This is a genomic window from Paenibacillus cisolokensis (assembly GCF_018403665.1).
GTDB lineage: Bacteria > Bacillota > Bacilli > Paenibacillales > Paenibacillaceae > Paenibacillus_AH > Paenibacillus_AH cisolokensis.
Genome location: NZ_BOVJ01000041.1, coordinates 1 through 22,152, shown reverse-complemented (window position 1 = coordinate 22,152; position 22,152 = coordinate 1). Strand labels below are relative to the sequence as shown.

At 58.8% G+C, this 22,152-nt stretch carries 18 protein-coding genes and 5 pseudogenes; 3 read left to right on the top strand and 20 right to left on the bottom strand.

What is annotated here, in order from left to right; translation table 11 throughout:
• Position 1 precedes the first annotated feature (1 nt).
• Positions 2 to 613: a TetR/AcrR family transcriptional regulator gene (locus PACILC2_RS05800; protein WP_062493087.1), complete on the bottom strand. Its 612-nt coding sequence runs from the start codon at positions 611 to 613 to the stop codon at positions 2 to 4.
• A 22-nt stretch (positions 614 to 635) separates the two neighbouring features.
• Between PACILC2_RS05800 and PACILC2_RS29190 the strand changes: the two are divergent.
• Positions 636 to 749 (top strand): annotated as a pseudogene (locus tag PACILC2_RS29190) (DUF418 domain-containing protein); the annotation flags it as partial.
• A gap of 21 nt (positions 750 to 770) precedes the next feature.
• On the opposite strand, the gene PACILC2_RS05790 reads toward PACILC2_RS29190, so the two are convergent.
• Entirely contained in the window at positions 771 to 1,058 is a 288-nt protein-coding gene (locus PACILC2_RS05790) for a hypothetical protein (RefSeq protein WP_062493088.1), read from the bottom strand.
• Between the two features lie 220 nt (positions 1,059 to 1,278).
• Here PACILC2_RS05790 and PACILC2_RS05785 point away from each other — a divergent pair, with 220 nt between their 5' ends.
• Entirely contained in the window at positions 1,279 to 2,379 is a 1,101-nt protein-coding gene (locus PACILC2_RS05785; protein WP_213528060.1) for a PRK06851 family protein, read from the top strand.
• Positions 2,380 to 2,472: 93 nt separating this feature from the next.
• Here PACILC2_RS05785 and PACILC2_RS05780 read toward each other — a convergent pair whose 3' ends face one another.
• From PACILC2_RS05780 to PACILC2_RS05735, 10 genes and pseudogenes are all read right to left on the bottom strand, one after another.
• Entirely contained in the window at positions 2,473 to 2,631 is a 159-nt protein-coding gene (locus tag PACILC2_RS05780; RefSeq protein WP_213528058.1) for a PLDc N-terminal domain-containing protein, read from the bottom strand.
• Positions 2,632 to 3,017: 386 nt separating this feature from the next.
• Positions 3,018 to 4,001, bottom strand: coding sequence for a Gfo/Idh/MocA family protein (locus tag PACILC2_RS05775; RefSeq protein WP_213528056.1), 984 nt, complete (start codon positions 3,999 to 4,001; stop codon positions 3,018 to 3,020).
• Complete coding sequence (locus tag PACILC2_RS05770) at positions 3,998 to 4,993, bottom strand: Gfo/Idh/MocA family protein (protein ID WP_213528054.1); 996 nt, start codon at positions 4,991 to 4,993, stop codon at positions 3,998 to 4,000. The genes PACILC2_RS05775 and PACILC2_RS05770 overlap by 4 nt, the downstream gene beginning before the upstream one ends.
• A 216-nt stretch (positions 4,994 to 5,209) precedes the next feature.
• Positions 5,210 to 6,925 (bottom strand): ABC transporter ATP-binding protein, encoded by a 1,716-nt coding sequence (locus PACILC2_RS05765; protein ID WP_213528052.1) that lies wholly within the window; start codon positions 6,923 to 6,925, stop codon positions 5,210 to 5,212.
• A 225-nt stretch (positions 6,926 to 7,150) separates the two neighbouring features.
• Positions 7,151 to 7,515 (bottom strand): annotated as a pseudogene (mnhG, locus tag PACILC2_RS05760) (monovalent cation/H(+) antiporter subunit G).
• On the bottom strand, positions 7,499 to 7,792 hold the full coding sequence (locus PACILC2_RS05755; protein WP_062493094.1) for a Na(+)/H(+) antiporter subunit F1: 294 nt from the start codon (positions 7,790 to 7,792) through the stop codon (positions 7,499 to 7,501). Before PACILC2_RS05755 ends, mnhG begins: the two are co-directional and overlap by 17 nt.
• Positions 7,789 to 8,268 carry a Na+/H+ antiporter subunit E gene (locus PACILC2_RS05750; RefSeq protein WP_213528050.1) on the bottom strand — a complete coding sequence of 160 codons (480 nt, stop codon included), beginning with the start codon at positions 8,266 to 8,268 and terminating at the stop codon, positions 7,789 to 7,791. The genes PACILC2_RS05755 and PACILC2_RS05750 overlap by 4 nt, the downstream gene beginning before the upstream one ends.
• Positions 8,269 to 8,270: 2 nt before the next feature.
• Positions 8,271 to 9,757, bottom strand: a pseudogene (locus PACILC2_RS05745) (Na+/H+ antiporter subunit D).
• A complete protein-coding gene (locus PACILC2_RS05740) occupies positions 9,750 to 10,088 on the bottom strand; it encodes a Na(+)/H(+) antiporter subunit C (RefSeq protein ID WP_280515281.1) in 339 nt (112 codons plus the stop codon). Before PACILC2_RS05740 ends, PACILC2_RS05745 begins: the two are co-directional and overlap by 8 nt.
• A gap of 2 nt (positions 10,089 to 10,090) precedes the next feature.
• Positions 10,091 to 12,962 (bottom strand): annotated as a pseudogene (locus tag PACILC2_RS05735) (Na+/H+ antiporter subunit A).
• A 260-nt stretch (positions 12,963 to 13,222) separates the two neighbouring features.
• Here PACILC2_RS05735 and PACILC2_RS05730 point away from each other — a divergent pair.
• Positions 13,223 to 13,465 carry a hypothetical protein gene (locus PACILC2_RS05730; RefSeq protein ID WP_213528048.1) on the top strand — a complete coding sequence of 81 codons (243 nt, stop codon included), beginning with the start codon at positions 13,223 to 13,225 and terminating at the stop codon, positions 13,463 to 13,465.
• Here the strand turns inward: PACILC2_RS05730 and PACILC2_RS05725 are convergent.
• The 8 genes and pseudogenes from PACILC2_RS05725 to PACILC2_RS05705 form a co-directional block, all read right to left on the bottom strand.
• Positions 13,462 to 15,039: a SagB family peptide dehydrogenase gene (locus PACILC2_RS05725; RefSeq protein ID WP_213528046.1), complete on the bottom strand. Its 1,578-nt coding sequence runs from the start codon at positions 15,037 to 15,039 to the stop codon at positions 13,462 to 13,464. The two genes, PACILC2_RS05730 and PACILC2_RS05725, sit on opposite strands and share 4 nt — an antisense overlap.
• 40 nt (positions 15,040 to 15,079) lie before the next feature.
• On the bottom strand, positions 15,080 to 17,032 hold the full coding sequence (locus PACILC2_RS05720) for a TOMM precursor leader peptide-binding protein (protein WP_213528044.1): 1,953 nt from the start codon (positions 17,030 to 17,032) through the stop codon (positions 15,080 to 15,082).
• Positions 17,029 to 17,832, bottom strand: a complete 804-nt coding sequence (locus PACILC2_RS28455) for a hypothetical protein (protein ID WP_307860377.1) — start codon at positions 17,830 to 17,832, stop codon at positions 17,029 to 17,031. The genes PACILC2_RS05720 and PACILC2_RS28455 overlap by 4 nt, the downstream gene beginning before the upstream one ends.
• A 44-nt stretch (positions 17,833 to 17,876) precedes the next feature.
• Entirely contained in the window at positions 17,877 to 18,302 is a 426-nt protein-coding gene (locus PACILC2_RS28450; protein ID WP_307860376.1) for a hypothetical protein, read from the bottom strand.
• 118 nt (positions 18,303 to 18,420) lie between these two features.
• Positions 18,421 to 18,930, bottom strand: a complete 510-nt coding sequence (locus PACILC2_RS28445; RefSeq protein ID WP_307860375.1) for a hypothetical protein — start codon at positions 18,928 to 18,930, stop codon at positions 18,421 to 18,423.
• Positions 18,931 to 19,112: 182 nt separating this feature from the next.
• On the bottom strand, positions 19,113 to 19,373 hold the full coding sequence (locus PACILC2_RS29850) for a hypothetical protein (protein WP_504739380.1): 261 nt from the start codon (positions 19,371 to 19,373) through the stop codon (positions 19,113 to 19,115).
• Between the two features lie 171 nt (positions 19,374 to 19,544).
• A pseudogene (locus PACILC2_RS05710) lies at positions 19,545 to 21,000 on the bottom strand (MDR family MFS transporter).
• 155 nt (positions 21,001 to 21,155) lie between these two features.
• On the bottom strand, positions 21,156 to 21,872 hold the full coding sequence (locus tag PACILC2_RS05705; RefSeq protein ID WP_244863258.1) for a squalene/phytoene synthase family protein: 717 nt from the start codon (positions 21,870 to 21,872) through the stop codon (positions 21,156 to 21,158).
• Positions 21,873 to 22,152 lie beyond the last annotated feature (280 nt).

The window sequence follows — 22,152 nt, the reverse complement described above, 5'->3', positions numbered from 1 at the left end:
TTCAGGCCGGGGACTCCGGAGCTTCCCCGCACAGCGATTGCAGATGCTGGTCGATAATGGTTTCAAGCCGGTCGGGCGTCAGCACATCGGGCCGCAGCATGCTGTGAATCGCCAACCCGTCGATCAGCGCATACAGCTTCTCCCGCTCGATGTCGGCATCGAGCCCGGGCTTGGCCAATTTATGGGCAATCAGCTGATCGATCACCATTCCGGAAATGTTCAACAAGTTTTTGTACATGTCGTCGCTCAGCTCTTTCAACTCCGGATAGACAAGCGTCTTGGCGTTAAAAGTAAACCACACCTCCATTTCCGTTCTCCGCTCTTCGTCCACCGGCAAAAATTGAAAAATGAGCTGCTTCAATACGGTTAATAACGGACCGTCGAATTTCATCGCTTTGATCCGCTCTTCGATCTGAACCAGAAACAGATTCATGCAATACGCGAACAGCTCGGCCTGGCTGGCGAAATAATGGCGCATCGAGCCGACGGACAAGCCTGCTTCCTCTGCAATGTTGCGGACGCTCGCCTGTTCGAGTCCGCCCCGACGTATAATCCGCATCGCCGCTTCGGCGACACGCCGTCTTTGTTTTTCATGATCTACGATTTTGGGCATAGCTCTATTATAAACTTCTTCTTTGATTTTTAATACATCGTGTTATATCGTCTTCTATGGTTGGGGCCTCGGTCTCGGAGATAAGCTTCAGGCAATCGAAGTGATCGGCGTATGGCTGCTGGTGAGCGCCGTCCAGCTTCTGTTTGCCGCCCGGCCCCTATTTTCCGGCAACCAGTTCCTTGAACGCTCCGATAAAATTCCGCGGGTCGTCCTTCACCATGTAGGAGTATACTCCCTGTTTCGTGTGAAAATAGAGCATGCCCCCCTCCCCTCCCATTTTGCGGTAGGACATGTCGAATACGTCTCCGATCGGAAATTGCCGCCGCTCCGTCGCAATTTTATCCGGATACAGGTACATGGTGCGATCATGGACGACCGTCTTCTGCTCCAAGCCGCTGACTTCCCTTTGCACCTTGTAATAAGGCTGTGCAGCCAACCAAGTCATGACGCCCTCCTTACAGCGAAAAAGTGTACGTTCATTATACCAAAGATCTGTTCGGGGCGTACGGGATCGGCATTGGCGCATTGGCGCGTCGCAAAGTTGCATGGCGTAAGCTGTACGATGATCGTTGCCGCTCCCGAATGTGCCATGCACCATTTCAAGCAGGCCATAATAGGATGAAAGAAACGACCGTGACAAATGCCTGGAAAGGTGTGAGAGTGAGATGGCTGGAAACGTCCTGAACTTCTATGCAGGCGGCAATACCGCTCGCGGTTTTGTCAGCCTGTTCGATTCATCGCTGCAAGGGCTGGACCGGGTATACATTTTAATAGGCGGGCCGGGAACCGGGAAATCGGGCATCATTCAGGAAATCGGAGATGAGCTGGCGAGTGCCGGGCACGACATATGGTCTATCCATTGCGCTTCCGATAACGGTTCGCTTGACGGCGTCATCGTTCCCGCCCTGTCGGTCGCCATCGTCGACGGGACGGCGCCGCGCGTCATCGAGCCGCGGTTGCCGGGCGTTGTCGAACAATACGTCAACCTGGGCGAAGCCTGGGATACCGCCCGGCTCGGCGAACGGAAATCGGAGATCGCGAGCTTGTACGCCGGAATCCGCAACGCCTATGAACGCGCATACGACGGCTTCGCCGAGGCGCTCCGCATTCATGACGAGTGGGAAGCGATTTATATAGGCAAAATGAATTTTCAGGCGGCCGATGAACTGACCGCAGCGTTTTCCCGCGAGCTCTTCGGCGATCGGAAGCGGGACCGAAAAAGCCGGATCGACCGCCGGTTTCTGGGAGCGGCCACGCCGCTCGGCGCCGTCGACTTCGTTCCGAATTTAACGGAAGGGCTGGCCAAACGCTATTTTATCAAAGGCCGGGCCGGTTCCGGGAAGTCTACGCTGCTGAAGAAGCTCGCCGCCGAAGCGGTCGACCGGGGGTTCGACGTCGAAATCTACCATTGCGGCTTCGATCCGAACAGCCTCGACATGGTCGTCCTGCGTGAGCTCGGCATCGCGGTGTTCGACAGTACGGCGCCGCATGAATACTTCCCGGACCGCCCGACCGATGAAATTGTCGATATGTACGAGCGCTGCATCGAACCGGGAACGGACGAAGCGTATGCCGAAGCGCTTGACGATATCAAGGAGCGGTACAGCGCCAGAATGAAGGCGTCGATCGCTTGCCTCGCCGAAGCCAAGTCGCTCCATGACGAGCTGAAGCGCATTTATGCGGCAGCGACCGACTTCGGCGCCGTCGAACGGATGAAGCGCCGGATATTGCGCGAAATCGCCGGTCTGAGCGCGGCCCGGGGCTAGTGCCTTGCTTTCTTTCCGGGCATGACGGCGCGACCGGCCGCATCGCATCGCCAGAACGCTGACCGCGCTTGGCGATTTCGTCCCGCACAGAGACTAGTCGTAACGAATGAACAAATAGACGATAATGCCGACGACGGGAAACATCAGGACGGCCAACAGGGCAACGATGGCATATTCCGCGCTCCTCCCTCTCCGCCGCGCGTCCCGGTAAACCCATACCCCGAGCAAAATATGAATCAACAGTGGAATCATAATGAAAACAATCCGGCCAATCCGATAAGAGAACCGGTTGTCGACACGATGAACGCCCCCCCTTTTGTTAGAATTGAATGATACACTCGGTTATACGCATCTTGTGGCGACAGGATTCAAGCAAAACGTCCTTATCTGTAACGTCATGTCCGCTATTCGAATACAACGTTCTCCGCATTCATCGCCCTTTCTCGACACTATAATTTAATTATATTTATATTTAACCTTATTAACTATAAATGAAGTAAAATTTCGTCGAAATATAGCGAACAGGAACGAAACGCAAAGCCCCGCACCGACTTTTGTTGCCGATGCGGGGCCTTTATGCCGATTCGGGCCTTTGCAGGTTCTTTTTAACTGCCGCTTAACGCTCCTGCCGTCCGCTGCTACAGCTTGACCGGAGCGCCGGCGCGGGCGGATTCGTATGCGGCCAGCGCGACGCGGGCGGATAAATAGCCGTCTCTACCCGTTACGGCCACGGGTTTGCCGTTCTTGATCGATTCGACGAAGCTGTCGACCATCTCCTGGTCCATGCTGTCTCCCCAGTAGCTCCACTGCCCTTTGCCGCTCTTGTTGCTGTAGACGTCGATTTTCTGGGCGAAAGCGTCGATCGCGATCGTCCCTTTCGTGCCGATCACTTCCAGCGTCACATCGCCCCAGGTCGGGAAGCTGCGCGTTCGCGACCAGCTCGGATCGAGGACGGCAAACACCCCGTTGCGGAACTTGACATGGACCAGGCCGGCATCGTCGATGTCGGTATCGTGGAACCATGTTTCGGCGAATGCGTACACTTCCTCCGCTTCGCTTCCGGTGAACCAGTGCATCAGGTCCATGACGTGAACGGTATGATCGAGCACCGCGCCACCGCCGGATTTTGCCGGGTCTATGAACCAGCCGCCGGGCATCGTACCCCGATTCGTCCCTTTCATGGCGAGAATTTCGCCGATGCGGCCTTCGTCGATCGCCTGTTTGGCTTCGATGACGGAAGTAAGGAAGCGGCAAGGGAACGCCGTCATCAGTTGCACCCCGTTAGCCTCGCAAACCTCGATCATGCCGAGCATCTCCTCTTCGGAGATGCCGAGCGGCTTCTCGCACAGCACATGCTTGCCGGCTTCGGCCGCTTTGCGCGTCATTTCGGCATGGCGCGCATTCTCCGAGCAGATGACGACCGCATCCAGCGGCTGCGCCAGCAGCTGATCGTAATCGGCATAATACGTGATGCCGTTCGGCTCTGTAAACGGCCGGACGCGCTCGGCATCCTCATCGGCAATGCCGACGATCTCGACGTCGTCGCGCTGCAGCATGGCATGCAAATAGCTTGCGGCATGCATATGTGCGAAGCTGATAAATCCGATTTTAACCTTGTTCATCGCGGCGCCACCTCCAATGCGACGGGTTGCCCGAGTTTGGCGGAACGTTCGGCGGCCAGCGCAATTTCGACCGCCTTGCAGGCGTCGTCGATCGTGACGAGCGGCTCCGTTCCGGTCCGGATGCATTGAATGAAATGCTGCACCTCATCGTAATACGGATCCCGCAGCATCGGGCTTTGTGGAACCTGCACCGCCGCTTGCTCTCCGGTCTCGGCGCTCGTTTTGAGATCGAACGATTGCACCTGATTGCTGTCAAACCGGATAATTCCGTCGTCGCCGGCAATTTCGAACTGGGTCGTGAACGGACCGTTGTAGCCCCAGAAGGCGGTCAGGTTGGCCGCCGCTCCTCCGGCAAATTTCAGCGTCACTTGCGCGTATTCCAGCTTCGAGACAGACGGCGGCGTAATGCGCGCATATACCGATTCCACCTCACCGAATACGGAGCGGGCGAAATCGATGTCGTGAATCATCAAGTCCATAATGACACCACCGCTCCTCTCCCGGTCGTGGTACCATAAATCCCATCCGCGCGGGAAACTGCCGTGCCGCTTGAAGTGGCCCATTCGGACTTTGCCGATCGCTCCGGCTTTTACATGTTCGGCGGCATTCCGGTAGTTCGGGAAGAAACGGACGACATGACCGATAAACAGGCGAACGCCGTGCTTTCGGCAAGCCGCCTCCATGTCGCGTGCGTCTTCCAGCGTCGACGCCGCCGGCTTTTCGCAAATGACGTGAATGCCCCGTTCGGCGATCCGGATTACCGTCTCCTTGTGCAAGTATGTCGGAAGGCAAACGATCACCGCTTCCGGCCGTTCCTTGTCCAGCAGTTCGTCCAGCTCGGTATAAGCCGCAGTTCCCGCGATCGCGGCTGCTGCCGCCGCCCGTTCGGCGTCCTGGTCGCAAACGCCGGCCGCCTGAACGTCCGGCATCCGCGCCAGATTTCGGGTATGGACCGTTCCCATCGTCCCGCAGCCCACAATGGCTACTCTCATCTTCTCCTGATCCCTCCTATACAGTCTCAAACCGCTTCACACTATTTTTGTTCGCCGCGTACCGTTCTTTTCCTGTTCCTTCGACGAAAAATAACAAATATTTTCACTTTGACACCTGCAAATAGTCGAGTTTTCCATCAGGCGCGATGCTGTCGAGAATATCAGGATGGCGATGGTATCGCAGCCCCGTAGCCCGTTTAGCCGGCCTGACGCCGGTCAATGGCTGTATTGGGCTTCGTGAAGCCTGCTGTATACGCCGCCGGAAGCGACAAGCTCCTTATGGCTGCCCTGCTCCGCGATGCCGTTCTCGCCGACCACGATGATCCGGTCCGCATTTTTGATTGTGGCAAGCCGGTGCGCTATGACGAGCGTCGTACGGCCTGCCGACAGCTCGGCGAGCGACTGCTGGATCATCGCCTCGGTTTCGGTATCCAGCGCGGAAGTCGCCTCGTCGAGAATGAGGATCGGCGGGTTTTTCAGAAACATGCGGGCGATCGACAGCCGCTGCTTCTGACCGCCCGACAGCTTGACGCCCCGTTCGCCGATCACGGTGTCCATGCCGTCCGGCAGCTGCCGGATAAATGAATCCAGCGACGCCCGGCGTGCCGCCTCCCATATCTGTTCATCCGTCGCGTTCAGATCCCCGTACGCAATATTGTCGCGTATCGTGCCGGAGAAAAGGAAGACGTCCTGTTGAACGATGCCGATGCGCTTGCGCAGCGATTGCAGCTGAATGCGGCGGATATCGATGCCGTCGATGGTGATCCTGCCCTCATCCACTTCGTAAAACCGCGGCAGCAAACTGCAGATCGTCGTCTTGCCCGCGCCGGAAGGACCCACGAACGCGACAGTCTCCCCCGACTTCACCCACAGGTTGATATTGCGCAATACTTTGCGGTTGGCGTCGTACCCGAACGACACATTTTCGAACCGGATATCTCCCCGCACCGAATCGAGCTTGATCGCGTCCGGCGCATCCGCGATTTCCGGCTCCGTATCCATAATTTCCAGGTAGCGCTTGAAGCCGGCGATTCCTTTCGGGTAGCTTTCGATGACGGCGTTGATCTTTTCGATCGGCCGGAAGAAGATGTTCGACAGCAGCAAGAACGCCATAAATTCGCCCATCGCGATTTTCCCCCGAATGAAAAACCAGGCGCCGCAAATCATGACGAATACCGTAATGAGGCGCATCATCATATAGGTGACCGAGATGCTCTTCGCCATCGTCTTGTAGGCCAGCAGCTTCGTCTCGCGGTAACGCTGATTGTCGATCGCGAACAGCTTCTTCTCGTGTTGTTCGTTGGCGAACGACTGAACGACGCGCATGCCGCCGACGTTATCTTCGATCCGCGCGTTGAAATTGCCGACATCGCCGAACAGCCGCCGGTACGTTTTGGTCATGCGGCCGCCGTACGCGATGATGAGCCAGGCCATCAGCGGGACGATCAGAAACGTCAGCAGCGCCAGCTCCCAATTGATATAGGCCATGAGCGTGAAGGAGCCGACGAGCGTCATCACGGCAATGAACACGTCTTCCGGTCCGTGATGGGCCATTTCGCCGATGTCGTTCAAATCGTTCGTAATCCGGCCGATCAGGTGGCCCGTCTTGTTGTTGTCGAAAAAGCGGAACGACAGCTTCTGAATATGGGCGAACATTTTCTCCCGCATATTCGTCTCGATGTTGATGCCGAGCATATGCCCCCAGTACGTGACCACGTAGTTCAAAACCGTGTTCAATGCATAGACGGCCAGCAGTGCGATGCAGGCCAGCACAATAATCGTCCAGTTCTGGCTCGGCAGCAGCTCGTCGATAAACTTGCTGACGGCGATCGGAAAGGCCAGCTCCAGCAGCCCGGCAATCACCGCACAGCTGAAATCCAGCAGGAACAGCCCTTTGTACGGACGGTAATAGGAAAAAAATCGGCGAAGCATCCGCGCTCACTCCCTCCCAATCGGTCGTTCGATGTCTACTGCGTCAATTTATACCGATTTCCAGTATTCGTCAAGAAGATTTGCGTACCGCCCGAGCGTCAAACGGTGAAGATCAGTCCTTTTGCAACAGCAAAAGACGACCTTTCCTTCCGAATCCGGATCGGTCGTCTTTCGTTCGGATTTCAGCGGCTTCCTGGCGGCCTCGCATGCCGGCAATCTATTCCGCTACCTTCCCGCCTCCCGCTTCTCCTTCTTCAGCGCCGCCTTCAGGTCGTCCTGTACGCTTCGTTCCCACAAGGAGACGCCCGAACGATAGGCCGCGCGGCCGTTCAGATGGCCTGCCACCGGCGCCGTCGCGAATACGAACGCGATGCCGAGCAGCAGCTTGGCGCTGATATGATCCAGGTAGAACGCAAATAGAGGAACGCGCCAAGCAGAATGAACAGCACTCCGAGCGTCGCGCTTTTCGTCGCGGCATGCGATCGCAAGTATACGTCCGGCAGCCGGATCATTCCGAATGCGCTAAGCGCGCTGAGCGCCGCCCCGGCCAATACGAGCATGCCGAGCAGCAGCTCACCGATTGCGCTCATCGTTTCCGTGCTCAATGACATCGCCCCTTTCGATGAATCTTGCGAACGCGGTCGTTCCGATAAACGTCAAAATGCCGATCATCAGAATGATATCGAAATAGACGCTCGTCCTGAACAGCATGCAGATCACCGCGATCATCGACAGCAGATTGATGCCGATCGTATCGAGCGCGGCAATGCGGTCGGCCATGGAAGGCCCTTTGACCAGACGGTACATGCAGCCGAAGACGGCCAGCGACAAAATGACGAGCGCCGCTGTCAGCAGATGGTTGATCATGACCGCGTCACCTCCATAATCGCCTTTTCGAACGTCCCTTTGATTTGTTCGCCGAGCTTCTCCGCATCGTCGATGTCCATCGCATGAATGTACAGCACATCCCCTTCCCCGGACACCTCCAGCGTCAGCGTTCCCGGCGTCAGGCAGATCAGGCATGACAGCACCGTAACTTCCCAATCCGACCTCAGCTCCGTCCGGAAGGCGAAGATGCCCGGCCGGATATTCAGCTTCGGGCTGACGATATGGCGGAGCACCGCGATGCTGGAAATGAACAGTTCCTTCGCGAACAGCGCCAGCAGCTTTACGACGGCCCACAGCTTGCGGACATAAAATTCATGCGGCCAGAACCGGCGCAAGATGGCGATGAACGTAAGGCCGATCAGATACCCTGCCGCGAACCGCGGGAACGACCAGTCGTCATTCAGAAACATCCATACGAAAGCGAGAATGAAATTCAATAAAATTTGCAGCGCCATGATCATTGCTCCTTCAATACGGCATCAATGTAAAGCCCCGGCTGTGCGAGCACGTCTCCCGCCTTCGCCACGAACGCATACACCCATTCGGAGCCGAGTCCGATCAGGATGACGAGGAAGAGCATCGAGGCGGCCGCCGCGTAAGCCGTTTTCGGCGGAGAGACCGTATCCGCGGATACGATTTTCTCTTCCCCCCAGAAAACGCTCATGAACGCCTTGATCAGCGAGTACAGCACGATCAGGCTGGTCGCCAGGCCGATCGCCGCCAGCGCATAACCGCCTCCGCCTTCCTCCAGCCCGCCCCGCACGATCAGCAGCTTGCCGGTGAAGCCGCTCAGCGGCGGAATGCCGGCGAGCGCCAGCGCCATCACGAAGAACATCCAGCCGACGGCCGGATAACGCTTTATAAAGCCGCCCATATCTTTCAATTGCGCCGTCCCGGCGAAAGCGATGATCATGCCGCCGAGGAAAACATAAGCGCCTTCCCGATCATGTCGTGCAGCAGGTAGAAGACGACGCCGTCCAGGGCGTTTTCGTTGGACACCGCGATGCCGAAGGCGATAAATCCGACGCTGATGATAACATTGTAATTCAGCACCTTGCGGAGGTCGGTGTAAGCGACCGCTCCGATCGCGCCCAGCACCATCGTCGCCCCCGCCATCCAGGCGATCCAGGCATGCGTCATGCCGGGATCGTGGTAGAAGATAAGCGTGAAGGTGCGAAGCAGCGCATACAGCCCGACCTTGGTCAGCAGGGCGCCGAACAGCGCGGCGATCGCCGCCGGCGGCGCGCTGTAGGAACCGGGCAGCCAGAAGAACAGCAGCAGCCCGGCCTTCAGGGCGAATACGATCATGAACAGGAGCGCGATCACGGACAGGACGCCGCCCTGTCCCGCCTCGGCGACTCGAACCGCCAAATGCGCCATATTGAGCGTCCCGACGGCGCCGTACAAATAAGCGACGGCCACGACGAACAAGCTGGACGAAATAATATTGATCAGCATATACTTCAACGTTTCGCGCAGCTGCCGCTTCGTGCCGCCGAGCACGAGCAGCGCGTACGACGAAATGAGCATGACCTCGAAGCAGACGAACAGGTTGAATATATCGCCGGTCAGAAACGAGCCGATGACGCCGGTCAGCTGAAATTGGAACAACGGATAAAAGTAATGGCGCTCCCGCTGCTCGCCGATCGTCCGGAAGGCGTACAGCAGACAGGCGCCGGCGATCACCGTCGTCGCGAGAACGAGCAAGGCGGCCAGCATATCGGCCACGAATACGATGCCGTAGGGCGGTATCCAGCCGCCCATATGCAGCGTTTGAATTCCCCGGTCGTTCACCTGATAGACGATGAAGGCCGCGGCCAACGCATTCGCCGCGACGCTTGCGGCGCTGACCGCGCGCTGCGCGGGAATGCGGTTTTTCAGAAAGATCAGGACGATCGCCGTCACAAGCGGAACGATCAGCGGGACAACGAGCGCATTATTCATGGTCTTCCCCCTTGAGCTCCTCCATGTTGTCGGTGCCCAGCTTCTGATAAGCCTTGTATGCCAGCACGAAGAAGAAGGATGTCACGCCAAAGCTGATGACGATCGACGTCAGAATGAGCGCATGCGGCAGCGGATCGGTGTAGCGGTCCGCTTGCTCGCCGAGCAGCGGCGCCGCCCCCGTCTTCAATCGGGACATCGTGAGCAGCAGCAGGTGGACGCCGTGGGTCAGGAGCGACGTGCCCAGGATGATGCGCAGCAAACTTTTGGACAGCATGAGGTAGACGCCGACGGCGAACAGCACGCCAATCGTAACGGCCATAAACAGTTCCACGGCTATTTATCCCTCCCAATCGAAAAGATGATCGTCATCGTCACGCCAAGAACGGCGAGATAGACGCCGAAGTCGAACAGCATGGCGGTCGCCAGCTCGGTATCGCCAAGCAGCGGAAGCTGGAAATGGCCGAATGCGTGGCTGAGGAACGGCGCGCCGAAGAAGAACGAGCCGATGCCCGTCAGCAGCGCCACCATCAGGCCGACGGCCGTTACCTTGCGGAAATTGACCGGTACGGTCCGCTCCGTCGCCTTCATGCCGAAAGCCATCGCCAGCAGGACGAGCGCGGAGGCGCTCATCAGGGCGCCGATGAATCCGCCCCCCGGATGGTTGTGTCCCGCCAGCAGCAGGAAGAACGAGAAAATCAGAATGACGAACATGACCGCCTTCGAGATCGTCCGCAAAATGACGTCGTTGCCGCTCGGCAAATACAGGTTGTGCTTGTCCGATCCTCCGTCTCGTTGCGCTTTCCCGCTGCCGCCGTTTGCGGCTGTCAGCTTGATCAGCGAATAGATGCCGAGCGAAGCGATGCCGAGCACGGTAATTTCCAGCAGCGTATCGAAACCGCGGAAGTCGACGAGGATGACGTTGACGACGTTTTTGCCGCCGGCGAGCTTATAGCTTGCGTCGGTATAATAATCGGCGATCGTATCGAACGACCGTCCGCCGAGGGCGGCCAGCGCAACCAGCGTCACGACGACGCCGACGCCGATGGAAATGACGGCGTTGGACAGCTTGAAGCGAAGCGGCAAGCGTTCCTTCCTCAATTTTGGCAAATGATAGAAGCAGAGCAAAACAGCGCGACCGACACCGTTTCGACGATCATCTGGGTCAGCGCCAGGTCCGGAGCGCGAAAGATGACGAAGAACAGCGTCACCATATAGCCGGACATCCCCGTCAAAATGATCGCCGTCATGCGCGAACCTGCGAACGGTATGGCCAGAACCGAGATGACGAGCGCGGCCATAATAACCGCTTCGTACAGCGACATCGGCGCAAATCCCGACATGTCGAAGCGGATCTCCCCCGCCCCGGCCAGTGCGGCCGCCAGCGCCGCGATGAAGAAAGCGAAAATATAGATGACGTAATGCCGCGCCGATCCGGTCATGTATGCGCCGGTCAGACGGCGAGCCCCATTCTCCATCGAACGAAGCATCCCGTCGTAGATCCCGTTGAGTGATATGCGCCGGATGACGGTGCCGTGCAGCGCAGGGACACGGCCGTGCAGCATATAGACGGCTATGCCGAGCGCTACGACGCCGATCGTCATGAACAATTCGGCCGTCCAGCCGTGCCAGAACGAAATCGATACGGCGAACCGGTCTCCGGGCTCCAGCAATTCCGGCAAAATGGCGGCCATCGCGGGCTCGATCAACGAATAGGATAACAGGTTCGGGAACAGGCCGAACGCGACAGCCAGCGAAGCGAGAACGACCGGCGGAACGAGCATGCCGAGCGGCGCTTCATGCGGTTGTTTCGGCAACGGTTCGGGCTTGCGCCTGCCCGCGAACGTCCTGAACAGCAGCAGCATGCTGTAGACGAATGTAAAATGCTCGCGATCCACGCCAATGCCGGAATGAGAGCGCTCCAGGCGCCGACGTTCCAGAAGTCCATCTTCGTCACGTTCAGCACGGCGGTGAAGAACATTTCCTTGCTCAGGAAGCCGCTTAACGGCGGAAGTCCCGCCATCGAGAACGTACCGATGAGCGCGACGGAGAACGTGATCGGCATGACCGGCATCAAGCCGCCCAGCCTGCGGATATCGCGCGTCCCGGTCTCGTGATCGATAATGCCGACGACCATAAAGAGCGCGCCTTTGAACACCGCATGATTGAACAGATGAAAGACGGCGGCTGTGATGGCATACGTATACAGCAGCGAGTCGTGCGTTCCGGCGGCATAGCCGGACGCCGAGCCGAGTCCGAGCAAGCTCATGATCAGCCCGAGCTGGCTGACCGTCGAGTATGCGAGCATCGCTTTCAGATCCGTCTGCTTGATCGCCCGGAAGGAAGCGTACAGCAGCGTCGCCAGTCCGATCGCGGTGACAAGCCAGAACCATGCGGCATGGCCGGCAAATACCGGGCTGAAGCGGGCGACGAGATACAGGCCGGCCTTCACCATCGTAGCCGAATGCAAGTAAGCGCTGACCGGGGTGGGCGCTTCCATCGCGTCCGGCAACCAGATATGGAACGGGAATTGGGCGGATTTCGTCACGGCGCCCAGCAGCAGCAAAATCATCGCCGGAACGAACAAAGCATGATCGGCAAGCTGACCCGCGCCGCCGATCATGTCGCGGATGCTGAACGAGCCGGTCATTACGGCAAGCAGAATAAAGCCGGCAAGCATCGACAATCCGCCGAACACGGTAATCAGCATCGATTTCAGCGCGCCGTACCGCGACCGTTCGCGATAATGCCAGAAGGCGATCAGCAGAAACGAGGAAATGCTCGTCAGTTCCCAGAAGCCGTACAGCACGATCGCATTGTCGGACAGGACGACGCCGAGCATGGCGCCCATGAACATCAGCAAGTAGAAGTAAAAGTGGCGGATCGGCTCCTTGTTCCGGTCCATATAAAAGATGGAATACAGCACGACAAGCGAACCGATTCCGGTTATGAGCAGCGAGAACAGCAGACTGAGCCCGTCCAGGTAAACGGTGAAGTCGATGCCGAGCGACGGAATCCAGGATACCGTCCGCTCGACCGTTTCCCCGTTTTGCACGGACGGAACCCGGCTGACCATAAAGGCGAACAATCCCGCCGGCGCCGGCAGCACGAGCCAGCCGGCATGTATGCCGCGCAGCAACCGGGACAATAACGGCACGACGGCGGCAAAGACGAATGGAATGATAATTGCGGCATGCAGAACTGACAACCCTTTTCCCCCTTAACCGACACCTTTTTCTATTAGTTTTTCCAATTTCATGTAATTCGCTGCATCATTTTCGGCCCGGATTCCGAAAAAAGACAAAAGGAGCCCGCTTTTGGCAGACTCCTCCATTTCAAACCTATTCTATTTTGCAGAAACATTAAGATTATATCGCGATACCGGCGTCGCTGTCAAAATGTTTTCAGATCCGAAAGCATATTTCCCCTTCGCGGCATAAAGTGCGGAAAAATAGGAGATCACTCTGGATGAAAGGAGCGATCCCCTTGTTGAAACTGAAAACAGCCGTTTGCGCCCTATTGTTTCTGACCCTTCTGTTCGGGGCCGGATTGCTTCATGCGCATTACCGGGACGAGCGGCTGCAAAGCTTGCAGCCGCAGCCGTCCGTAGGCCGGTATACGGTCTACTCCTATCATCGCGACCGGGCGGAAGACGGCCTCTCCCGCTTTCTGCCGCGGGAATATGTGCGCATCGTACGCGCGCACCGTTAAGGGATCAGGCTCCCCGTCAGCCGGGCGCGAGGGAGGCACGGGCCGACCGGAATCTGGACGAGGCCGGTCGCGCCGGCGGCTTCCATACCGTAAAGCGCGTCGATGCGCTTCGCATCGTAGCCGAGAAGCGGTCGTCCGGCCATGCCGGCCGCGGTCGCCGCAAGCAGCAGGCGCTGCCCGAGCATGCCGGCTTCCATCTGCTGGACGCGGTAGCCTCGCAAGCCGAGCCGCATACGCAGACCGTTCCGCTCCCCGGCGACATGGAAGCATAACGGCACCTGAAGCAAATTGAGATTGTGCAGGCTCATCCCGCTCTGCAATCGCATGCGATGATCCCCGGGCCGTACGCACCTTAGCGCATGGATGGCGCTGTCGTAACGATAAGCCCCGTCCGGAATCCCTTCCACGCCGTAGAAACAGCCGTACAGGAAGACGCGGGGCTCGAAGCGCCATTCCGTTCCGTCCAGATCGTTCCGGTACGGATAGGAGGCGGCCGTCTCCCGGAGAATCGCCGCGAGCGCGGACGCCTCGACCCGCTGCAGCGTAAATTCCGTCTCCGGCGAATACCGCTTCCGGCTGACTTCAGCCAAATCATAACCGAGCCGTGTCGCATGCGGAAGCGGGATGGCCGGAGCAGCGTCATGGGGGCCGGCATTCGCCTCCCTTACGGGCTGGCGGAACGCCGCTGCGGAATCGATGCGGGATGCCGCGTTAAGGGCGGCCAGCACGGGCGACGCGACGACGCGCCTCGAGCGGATATATTGCTCGTGGCGAATTTCCGGCAGCTCGCGGCACAATTCCGGCGCCGTCACATATTCGCTCTCTTCCCCGTTCCGGACGACAATCGGCGCGGCCGACAACGGAACGACCGCATACACGCTTTCTTCCCCCGCATCCAGCCCAAGCAGCCGGTTAACGGCGAGGTCCAGAAACTGAAAGCAGACGAGCGCCGACAAGCCGAGCCGCTTCGATACTTCCAGCAGCTGGCCGGTCAGGAAGCCGGCGTCCAATCCGTGCAGCCGATAGGCGAAATTATGGTACTTAAAGAAGTTTTTCCAATAGACGGGCGATATGAACACCGCACCGAAGCAGGAATCCATGCGGATACGGCCGCCCAGCGCCCTTCCCGCATAATCGTCGAAATTTCCTTCCCGCAGCAGGATGAGCCGATGATGCGCCGCATCGTAATGATAGACGCCGTCCGGCAATCCATCCAGCTTCAAATATACATAAAGCTCGCACGGATACAGCCCGCCGCCGGAAGGAACGTAACGGCGAAGCTGCACCATCGTCGCCGGCGCATCCCCCGCGAAGACGGAAGCGACGGGGCTTTCCGTCAGCTGCGCAATCCCGTATGTGAAGTACAGAAGCCGGCCGATCGTGGCCAAATCCGGCTTGGCGGACCGGATGCCGGCATTCAGCGCCGCCGGCATCTGCCGGTCCAGCGGAAACGCAGGCGCCCCGCGATACAGCTTGTAGGGCAGCGGCGCATCCTCCCAATCCGGCTCCCAATCGGCCGGCTTCACGTTGTGCGGTTCATATTGCAGCCGATAGAGGAAAACGTCCGGATTCATCGGATACCTCCTTCATGACCCTGAACCGTCCGCATCCCATTTACGGAAACGGATGCGGATAAGGGTTAAGCTGCGCAGCCGTCAGCGGCTGCCGGACATAGCCGAGCTCCGCCGGCACCCGCAGCGCCCGGTCCAGCCCTTCCAGCCGCACGAGCCGATGGCCGAACGTCATCGGCAGCATACCCGGAATGAGCACTTTGACGCAATGCAGTCCGCTTCTTCTCGTCTCCTCTGTCGTCTGATCGACGACGATGACATCCAGCTGCAGCCGCCGGAGCGCTTGCAGCATATCGTTCAGATCGTCGGTCAGATCGGCGTGCCGGGCCCTTGGCGCATACCGCTCGAAGAACGGTTGCTGCGGGCGGCTCCCGCCGAGCAGAAAGCCGAGCCGCTCCTCCGCTTGCGGCAGGCCGTACAGCATCGAATGATCCTCCATCTGGGCAACGAGAAACGGATCGTCAAGCATCCGTTCATACCGCTCGCGCTGCGCCTCGAATTTGTCGTTCAGCGTCAGCAGCATGCCCGCAATTTCATGAACGGCTCCTTTGGCCGCCCGCACCGGGTCCGGGTGCGCGCCTGCCGCGCAAATCAGGTTGATCCCCCGTCCGGCGGCGTTCTTCGCGAGCGCCCATACGCTCGGAATGCCGTGTTCCATCGTCGAATCGAACAAATGGATGTCGAATCCCGCCACGGCCTTTACCCGTTCAACCATCAGCGCCAGCTCCGGGCCTGCGGTAGCCGGATCAAGCCGCGGGAGCGGCAGCCGCCCGTACCAGGTCATCAGAAACGAATCCCGTTCCACCACTTCCAGTATGCCGTAAAATATCGCTTCTTCGAGGCTTCCGCCCAAGGCGCATCCGTTCGACGTCTCATAGACAAAGCCATGGCCGCAGCCGGTGCTGTAATAGGCGAGCAGCTCGGGAACGAGTATGGGACGCTCCTGCAAAAAAGAATAGCCCCATACCCAGTCGATCGGCTGCTCGGGATCGAACGGTTGGAACGGGAAGTCCGGCTGATCGTACTGTTCCTTCGCGTGTACGCCGACCCGCAGCGGATCGAGCGCATCCGACTTGAGCTCGCGGTAGCTGGCATACACCGCCGTCCGCTTGCCGCGGGGCGACATCCCGCAATAGCGCTCGATTCCTTCGAGTATGGCCGTCACCACGCTGTCCGCGTAATTGTGCGTCCGTCCGGCGCACCCTTCGTCGCCCGACAGCAACGGCAAATTGACGCTCGCATCGGCAAACGGCGAAACGAGATCGAGCGCCCTTCCGTTCAGAAATCCCGTCCGCGGATCGAGGTACCGATCGGCTAGCACGGCTTTCAGCTCTTCCATCGGCCGAACGCGATAAACGTCCGGACTTGCTTTCGGATTGGACTTCAGCGCAATGCGGGCGCCGTCGGCGCTGTCTTCGGGCAGATTGCCGCACACCGGACAAAGCGGATCGGGCAGGAAACGGTGAAACGAGTTCTGCAAGGTCAGCAATTGGAACAGACCGATCCGCTCTTCCGTCCGCGGCTTGTGGCCCCGCACGGCCGCTTCGGCTTCGTCCGCCAGAAAGGCGGACATCAGCCGCAGCGCGGGACGGGATGCCCAGCCGTTCGGAATTTCGCCGCGGTCCGCCGTTACCCGCCGTTGCAGTTCCCACATCTCCATGCGGTCTCTACCGGCCAGCAGACGGCGGCTGTCGGCGCATTGCGAGCATCCCGGCTTGCCGGGGCGCACGAACGGTCCGACTATCCCTTCACCGAAAGCGGCGAAGGCGCGCAGCCAGGGCGTCCCTGTCCTGACGCTCGCCTCCTCCGCGGCAAGATGATCGGCCGGAGCCCATCCGTCATGCAGAACGAGCAGCAGATCGGCCGCATCCGGCATGTCTGTGCCTTCGGCAAAGCCGGGCAGCCGAACGATATGGAAACCGGACCGGCTTTCCAGCTCTTCGGCCGTATAATCGGCCAGCAAGCCATTGCCGGCAATGACGACGGAAGCGTTCAACGTTCTCCCTCCTCTCGCAGCCAGACGCCGTACACGCCGCCCAGACTTTCCTTCAGGAACGGCTCGACAGCCAGATCGGCGGCATGCCATTGTATACGATTCCGTTCAAGCGTCCGCCTGACCTCCGGCAAAAGCTGTCCGTATTCCGCCTCATCGAACGGAGCAATGTCGATCTGCTGCGGCGCCGCTTCCGTCAGCCGGACGGCGTCGGCGTTCAAGGCCGGGCTTATACCGGCGTCCTCGCCGAGCTGCGCCTCGAGCAGCGCTTGCTGCAAGGCGCTGCGCAGCGCAAGCGTCCGGTTCAGACCGACGCCGGCATACCAGCCTCGGCGCGCGCCGATCCATACGACCGGAAACCCGGCTTCCTCTTCGCCCAAACCGATAACTGGCGTTCCCTGCATGGTCGTCAAGGCCCGCCAATAAAACCGGCACCGCCCGTCTTCGAGCTTCCCGGGCTCGACCGGACGGACGGCTGCCTGACCGTCCGCCAACCGGCCGCGCAGCCGCTCGGCGAGACAAGCGCGAAGCCCGCGGCAGACCGCTTCCGCCGCCGTCTCCCCCGCCCCGACGCCGACCGTGCCGGGCCGCTGCCCGGCTTGCGCCGCATCCTCCGGCCTTGCCCGCACGAACGGTTCGGCCAGGCGCGATACGTACGCTTCGATGCCGGCCAGTCCGGCCTCCCTGCGCGCTTCTTCATGGGTGAGACCGGAGCGGATCGCTTCGGCAAGCAGCGCGGCCGGCCCCTCCGCCAGCGGATCTGCCGCCTGAACGCGGCACAACGCCAACGGAAGCTGCGGCAAGTCGCCTTCCTCCCAGCGATGGAAAATGCCCGTCTTCGGCGAGGTCAAGCCGCTGAAAATTGCATCAGCGCATCCGCTTCCCTTGCGCCGGCGCCCGATTCCGGCCGCAATTCCGGCGGTTCCGTCCATTCGATCGCAGGCAGCGGTCCGCTTGCAAGCGGATGCGGCAGGAACGAATGCCAGCCGCCCTCCAGCGTTTCCGCGTTCAACAAATAGACGCGGTCGACGGGCTCCGGTATGTCCGCTTCCGCCGCGGACTTGAGCAGCTCGAATGCGAGCACGTTCGCAAGCACCGCTTCCGCGGCGGATGAAGCCGTTTCCCGGCCGGTCCCGGCGTTCCATGCTGATCGGTGCACGCGGCGCCAGGCCGATTCGAAACAGCCGTCCGTCCCGGGACGACGAGCGGTCCGGCCATAGCCGCGCGCCGCGAATAAAGAGCGGGAAGCAGCGTCTTGCCCGTCTCTTTGCATGCCGCATGGACGGCCCGCAACCGCTCGATGTCTTCGCCGCCCGCTGCATAGATGACAAAGTCAAACGGCCGGATAAGCTCCCGCCAGTCCGGCTCCGCTGCGCCGGCCGTCGTCAACTTTACGACCGCAGCCTTTTCGTCCGAGCTTCGGCGCGCGCCTCCAACTCGGCGATCCGGCCAACATGCGCCGCTGCGCCATCCGTCGCGAGCAATTGAAACCGCGGCAAACCCGATTCCAGCAAAGCGGCTGCAAGCGACTGCAGCAACGTTCCGGCGCCGGCGGCCAACACGCCTGCCTGCCGGAACTTCTGAAACCGGTAGGCGCCCGATCCGCCGAAGCTGTCGAGAAATTCGATCTGGGATGCGTACTTGCGCATGACCGCCTCCGACAGCGCATGCGGGCGGTCCCGGCTGATGTCTCGCGCGAATCCGTTGTTGCACAGCACCTCGGCAATTTCATAGATCCGCTTCCGGTGCGGCTCCGGCAGCCCGTCGGTCAGCTCCTCCATCGTAAATTGGCCGTTCAGGACCGGGAGCAGCTTCTCGACCCACCGGTCGATCATATCGCCGTCCAGGCGAAACGAGCCGGTATTGTTGCGAAAATAAACGCCGCCCTCCGACAAAGGCAAAAAAACGTATCTCCTTTTACTTTCAGACGCGCTTCGGGTTCCAAGCCGTACCCCTCCCGTTTGGCGAATGCCGTTAATGACGCATGATTCCTCTATCATCTGTATGTAACGAAAATTGTCCACCATGCGAAAAAGTAAGAGGCCTTTGCCGGATAACCGGGCAAAGGCCGCAACAAGCATTCTTAACGGCAGTGCGCGCAGCCGGCGCAACGGGCACAGCGGGCGCAGCCGCCGCAACGGGCACAGCCTCCGCAGCGCGCACAACCGCCGCAGCGTGCACAACCGCCGCATCCGCCGCAGAAACCGCCGCAAAAGAAACAAACGCCAATACAAAGACGCGAGTCTGCGGCCTCGGGATACGGCTGCCATTCCGGCGGCGTCATCGCGCCGGCATTGAAATCGCCAACATACAAATGTTCAAGATCTTTCTTAAAGTCATCCATGCTGCAAGCCTCCATTTAGGTTTTGAGCCTAATATCAAGCCTAGATATTAATATGAAAATGCGGCTGCGTCTGTTCCTGCCCCGGCAGGCTCAAGCGGCGACCGAATAAAAACGGCTCTCCCGAACCTTCGCTGGAAAGTTCTGGAGAGCCGCTCCGGCTTTGCATGATGATTACGGTTGGGGCGCTTTCGCGCGGCGGATGAAGAGAGCGAGAACGAACGCGGCGACGGCAAAGATCAGACCGACGAAGAAGGAAGTGTGGATTCCGGCATTCAGGGCGTTAGCCGCTTCGGCCGGCGACGTCGGATCGGAAGAGCCGGCCAGATAGTCTTTCGTTCCCGCAGACATGATGCTGATAAAGAAGGCGACGCCGATCGCGCCGGACACTTGCTGCAGCGTGTTGAGAATCGCCGTTCCGTGCGGATAATATTTCGGCGGCAGCTGATTGAGTCCGTTCGTTTGGGCCGGCATCATAATCATCGACAACCCGACGCTCATCAGGCAGTGCAGCAATATGATCGTGGACGTCGGCGTCGTCAAGGTGATGCGGGTAAAGAGCCACATGACAACGATCAGTACGATCGTGCCCGGGATGACGAGCGCCCGGGGGCCAAACCGGTCGAACAACTTGCCCGTAACAGGCGACAGCAAACCGTTGAGCGCGCCGCCGGGCAGCATGACAAGACCGGCAGCGAAGGCCGTCATCATCATGCCTTGCTGCAGCAGAATCGGCAGCAGCATCATCGTAGAGAACAGCGCCATCATCACGATGATGATCAGAACGGTCGACAAGGTAAACATCGGCGACTTGAACGCGCGCATATCAAGCATCGGGCTTTTCGATTTCAGCTGCCGCCAAATAAACAGCAGCAGGGCGGCCGAGCCGACGATCAGCGACAGGTAGACTTGCGGGCTTGACCAGCCGCCATGTTCTTCGCCGGCATTGCTGAAACCGAATACGATACCCCCGAATCCGAGCGTGGACAGGACGACCGATAATACGTCAACCTTCGGTTTCGTCACCTCGGTCACATTTTCAGAAAGATGAACGAAAACACGACCGAGAAAATCGCGAAAGGCAGCACCAGCAAAAACAGCCAGCGCCAGTTGAGCGAATCGAGAATGAGACCGGAGAGCGTCGGACCGATTGTCGGCGCAAACATGATGACAAGCCCGATGCTGCCCATCGCAGCCCCCGTTTCTCCGGCGGGTACAGGACCAGTATCGTATTCATCATGACCGGAAGCATCAGTCCGGCGCTGAACGCCTGAATGAGCCGTCCGATCAGCAGCACCGGAAACGCCGGGGCAACGCTGCAAACGAGTGTGCCGATCGTGAACAGCACCATCGCGCCGATAAACATTTGCCTCGTCGTAAACCATTGAACGAGCAGCGCGGATACCGGGATCAGAATGCCGACAACGAGCATATATCCCGTAGACAGCCACTGAATGGTCGAGTACGAAACATTCAGATCGATCGTGAGATCGACGAACGCGATATTGAGCAGGGTTTCATTCAAGATGGAGAAGAAAGCGCCGATAACGAGCGAGATCAATATCGGCAGACGTTTGACATTGCCTAAATCTTTTGCCTGCGGACTCGCAGTCGCAGTTGCCGTATTCAAGATGGTTCATCCTCCCTTAATGATGGCATTTATATATCTGCGCCATCTGCTCTCCTATCAATACTGACTTATTATAATGAAAAGAGCGGGAGATTGACAAGCTGATAAATGAAAAACAGCCGCGCTTCGGAAGCAGCGGCTTGCATCCCCTCGGATTAACGGATCTGGCTCACGATCTTCATAACGGCATCCCTTGACAGCTTGCTTCCTCCCGCAGACAGCAGCTTTGTTGTCGCGTGCGCGAGTGCCAACGGAATTTTGCAAAATTTCAGGGCCGGACCTTGCTTCAAATCCGAAATATAATCGTCGGCAATTTTTAAATTTCGCTTCGTATATTGAAGCATGTCCTTGAATTCCCATCCTTTCGGAAAGAAATCGACGCCCCGGTCCAGATCTTCCGCCCTGTTCCGCAAAATATTGACGGCTTGCAGACCTCTCCCGAAGGCGATCGCCTTATTCCGGTCAGTCTTCGTCCCGTCAAACCAGAGCCATAGCTCGGACAGCATCTCGCCGACCATACCCGCCACGCTGTAGGTATAACGGTCCAAATCGCTTTCCGTCCGGATGACCCACTGCCGTTCGACCCAATCGGCCATCTGGTCGGCCATCATGGCCGTATAGCGAAATACCGTCGGCGCGATCGAGACCGGGCACAGCGCCGCCCACTCATGGAGCCGTAGCGTGACCTCGGGCAGCTTGTCACGGTACGGCGAGAACAATGTTTCCGTTTCTGCGGCCAGATTATTCGACCGGAATGCGGCATCAACGCCCCTCAGCAGCTTCACTTTCAACGGCTCGGACAGCTCCGGATGATCCTCGATTTCGTCGATGGCTCTCATGCACAGATAGCCGGATGAAACGGCTTCCCGCAAACCGCTGACAAGTCCGCTGATCGGAATGTAGAACGTTCGGCTCGTTTTTGCAACATCGTCATGGCATCGTTCAGGATGACGTTCGAAATGGTACTCCCTCCATCATATCAACTTCTACGAATATGTTATATGATACCATAGGTTCGAATGAACTATCTACGCCGGTATGCCGAGCCGGTCAAAAGGCGGATTTGTTGGTTTCTTCCGCCGGCAGTTCGCGCTGCTTTCGTTTGGCCATTTTTTCTGACCAGAAAAACAACACAAAATCGGGACGCTGAAA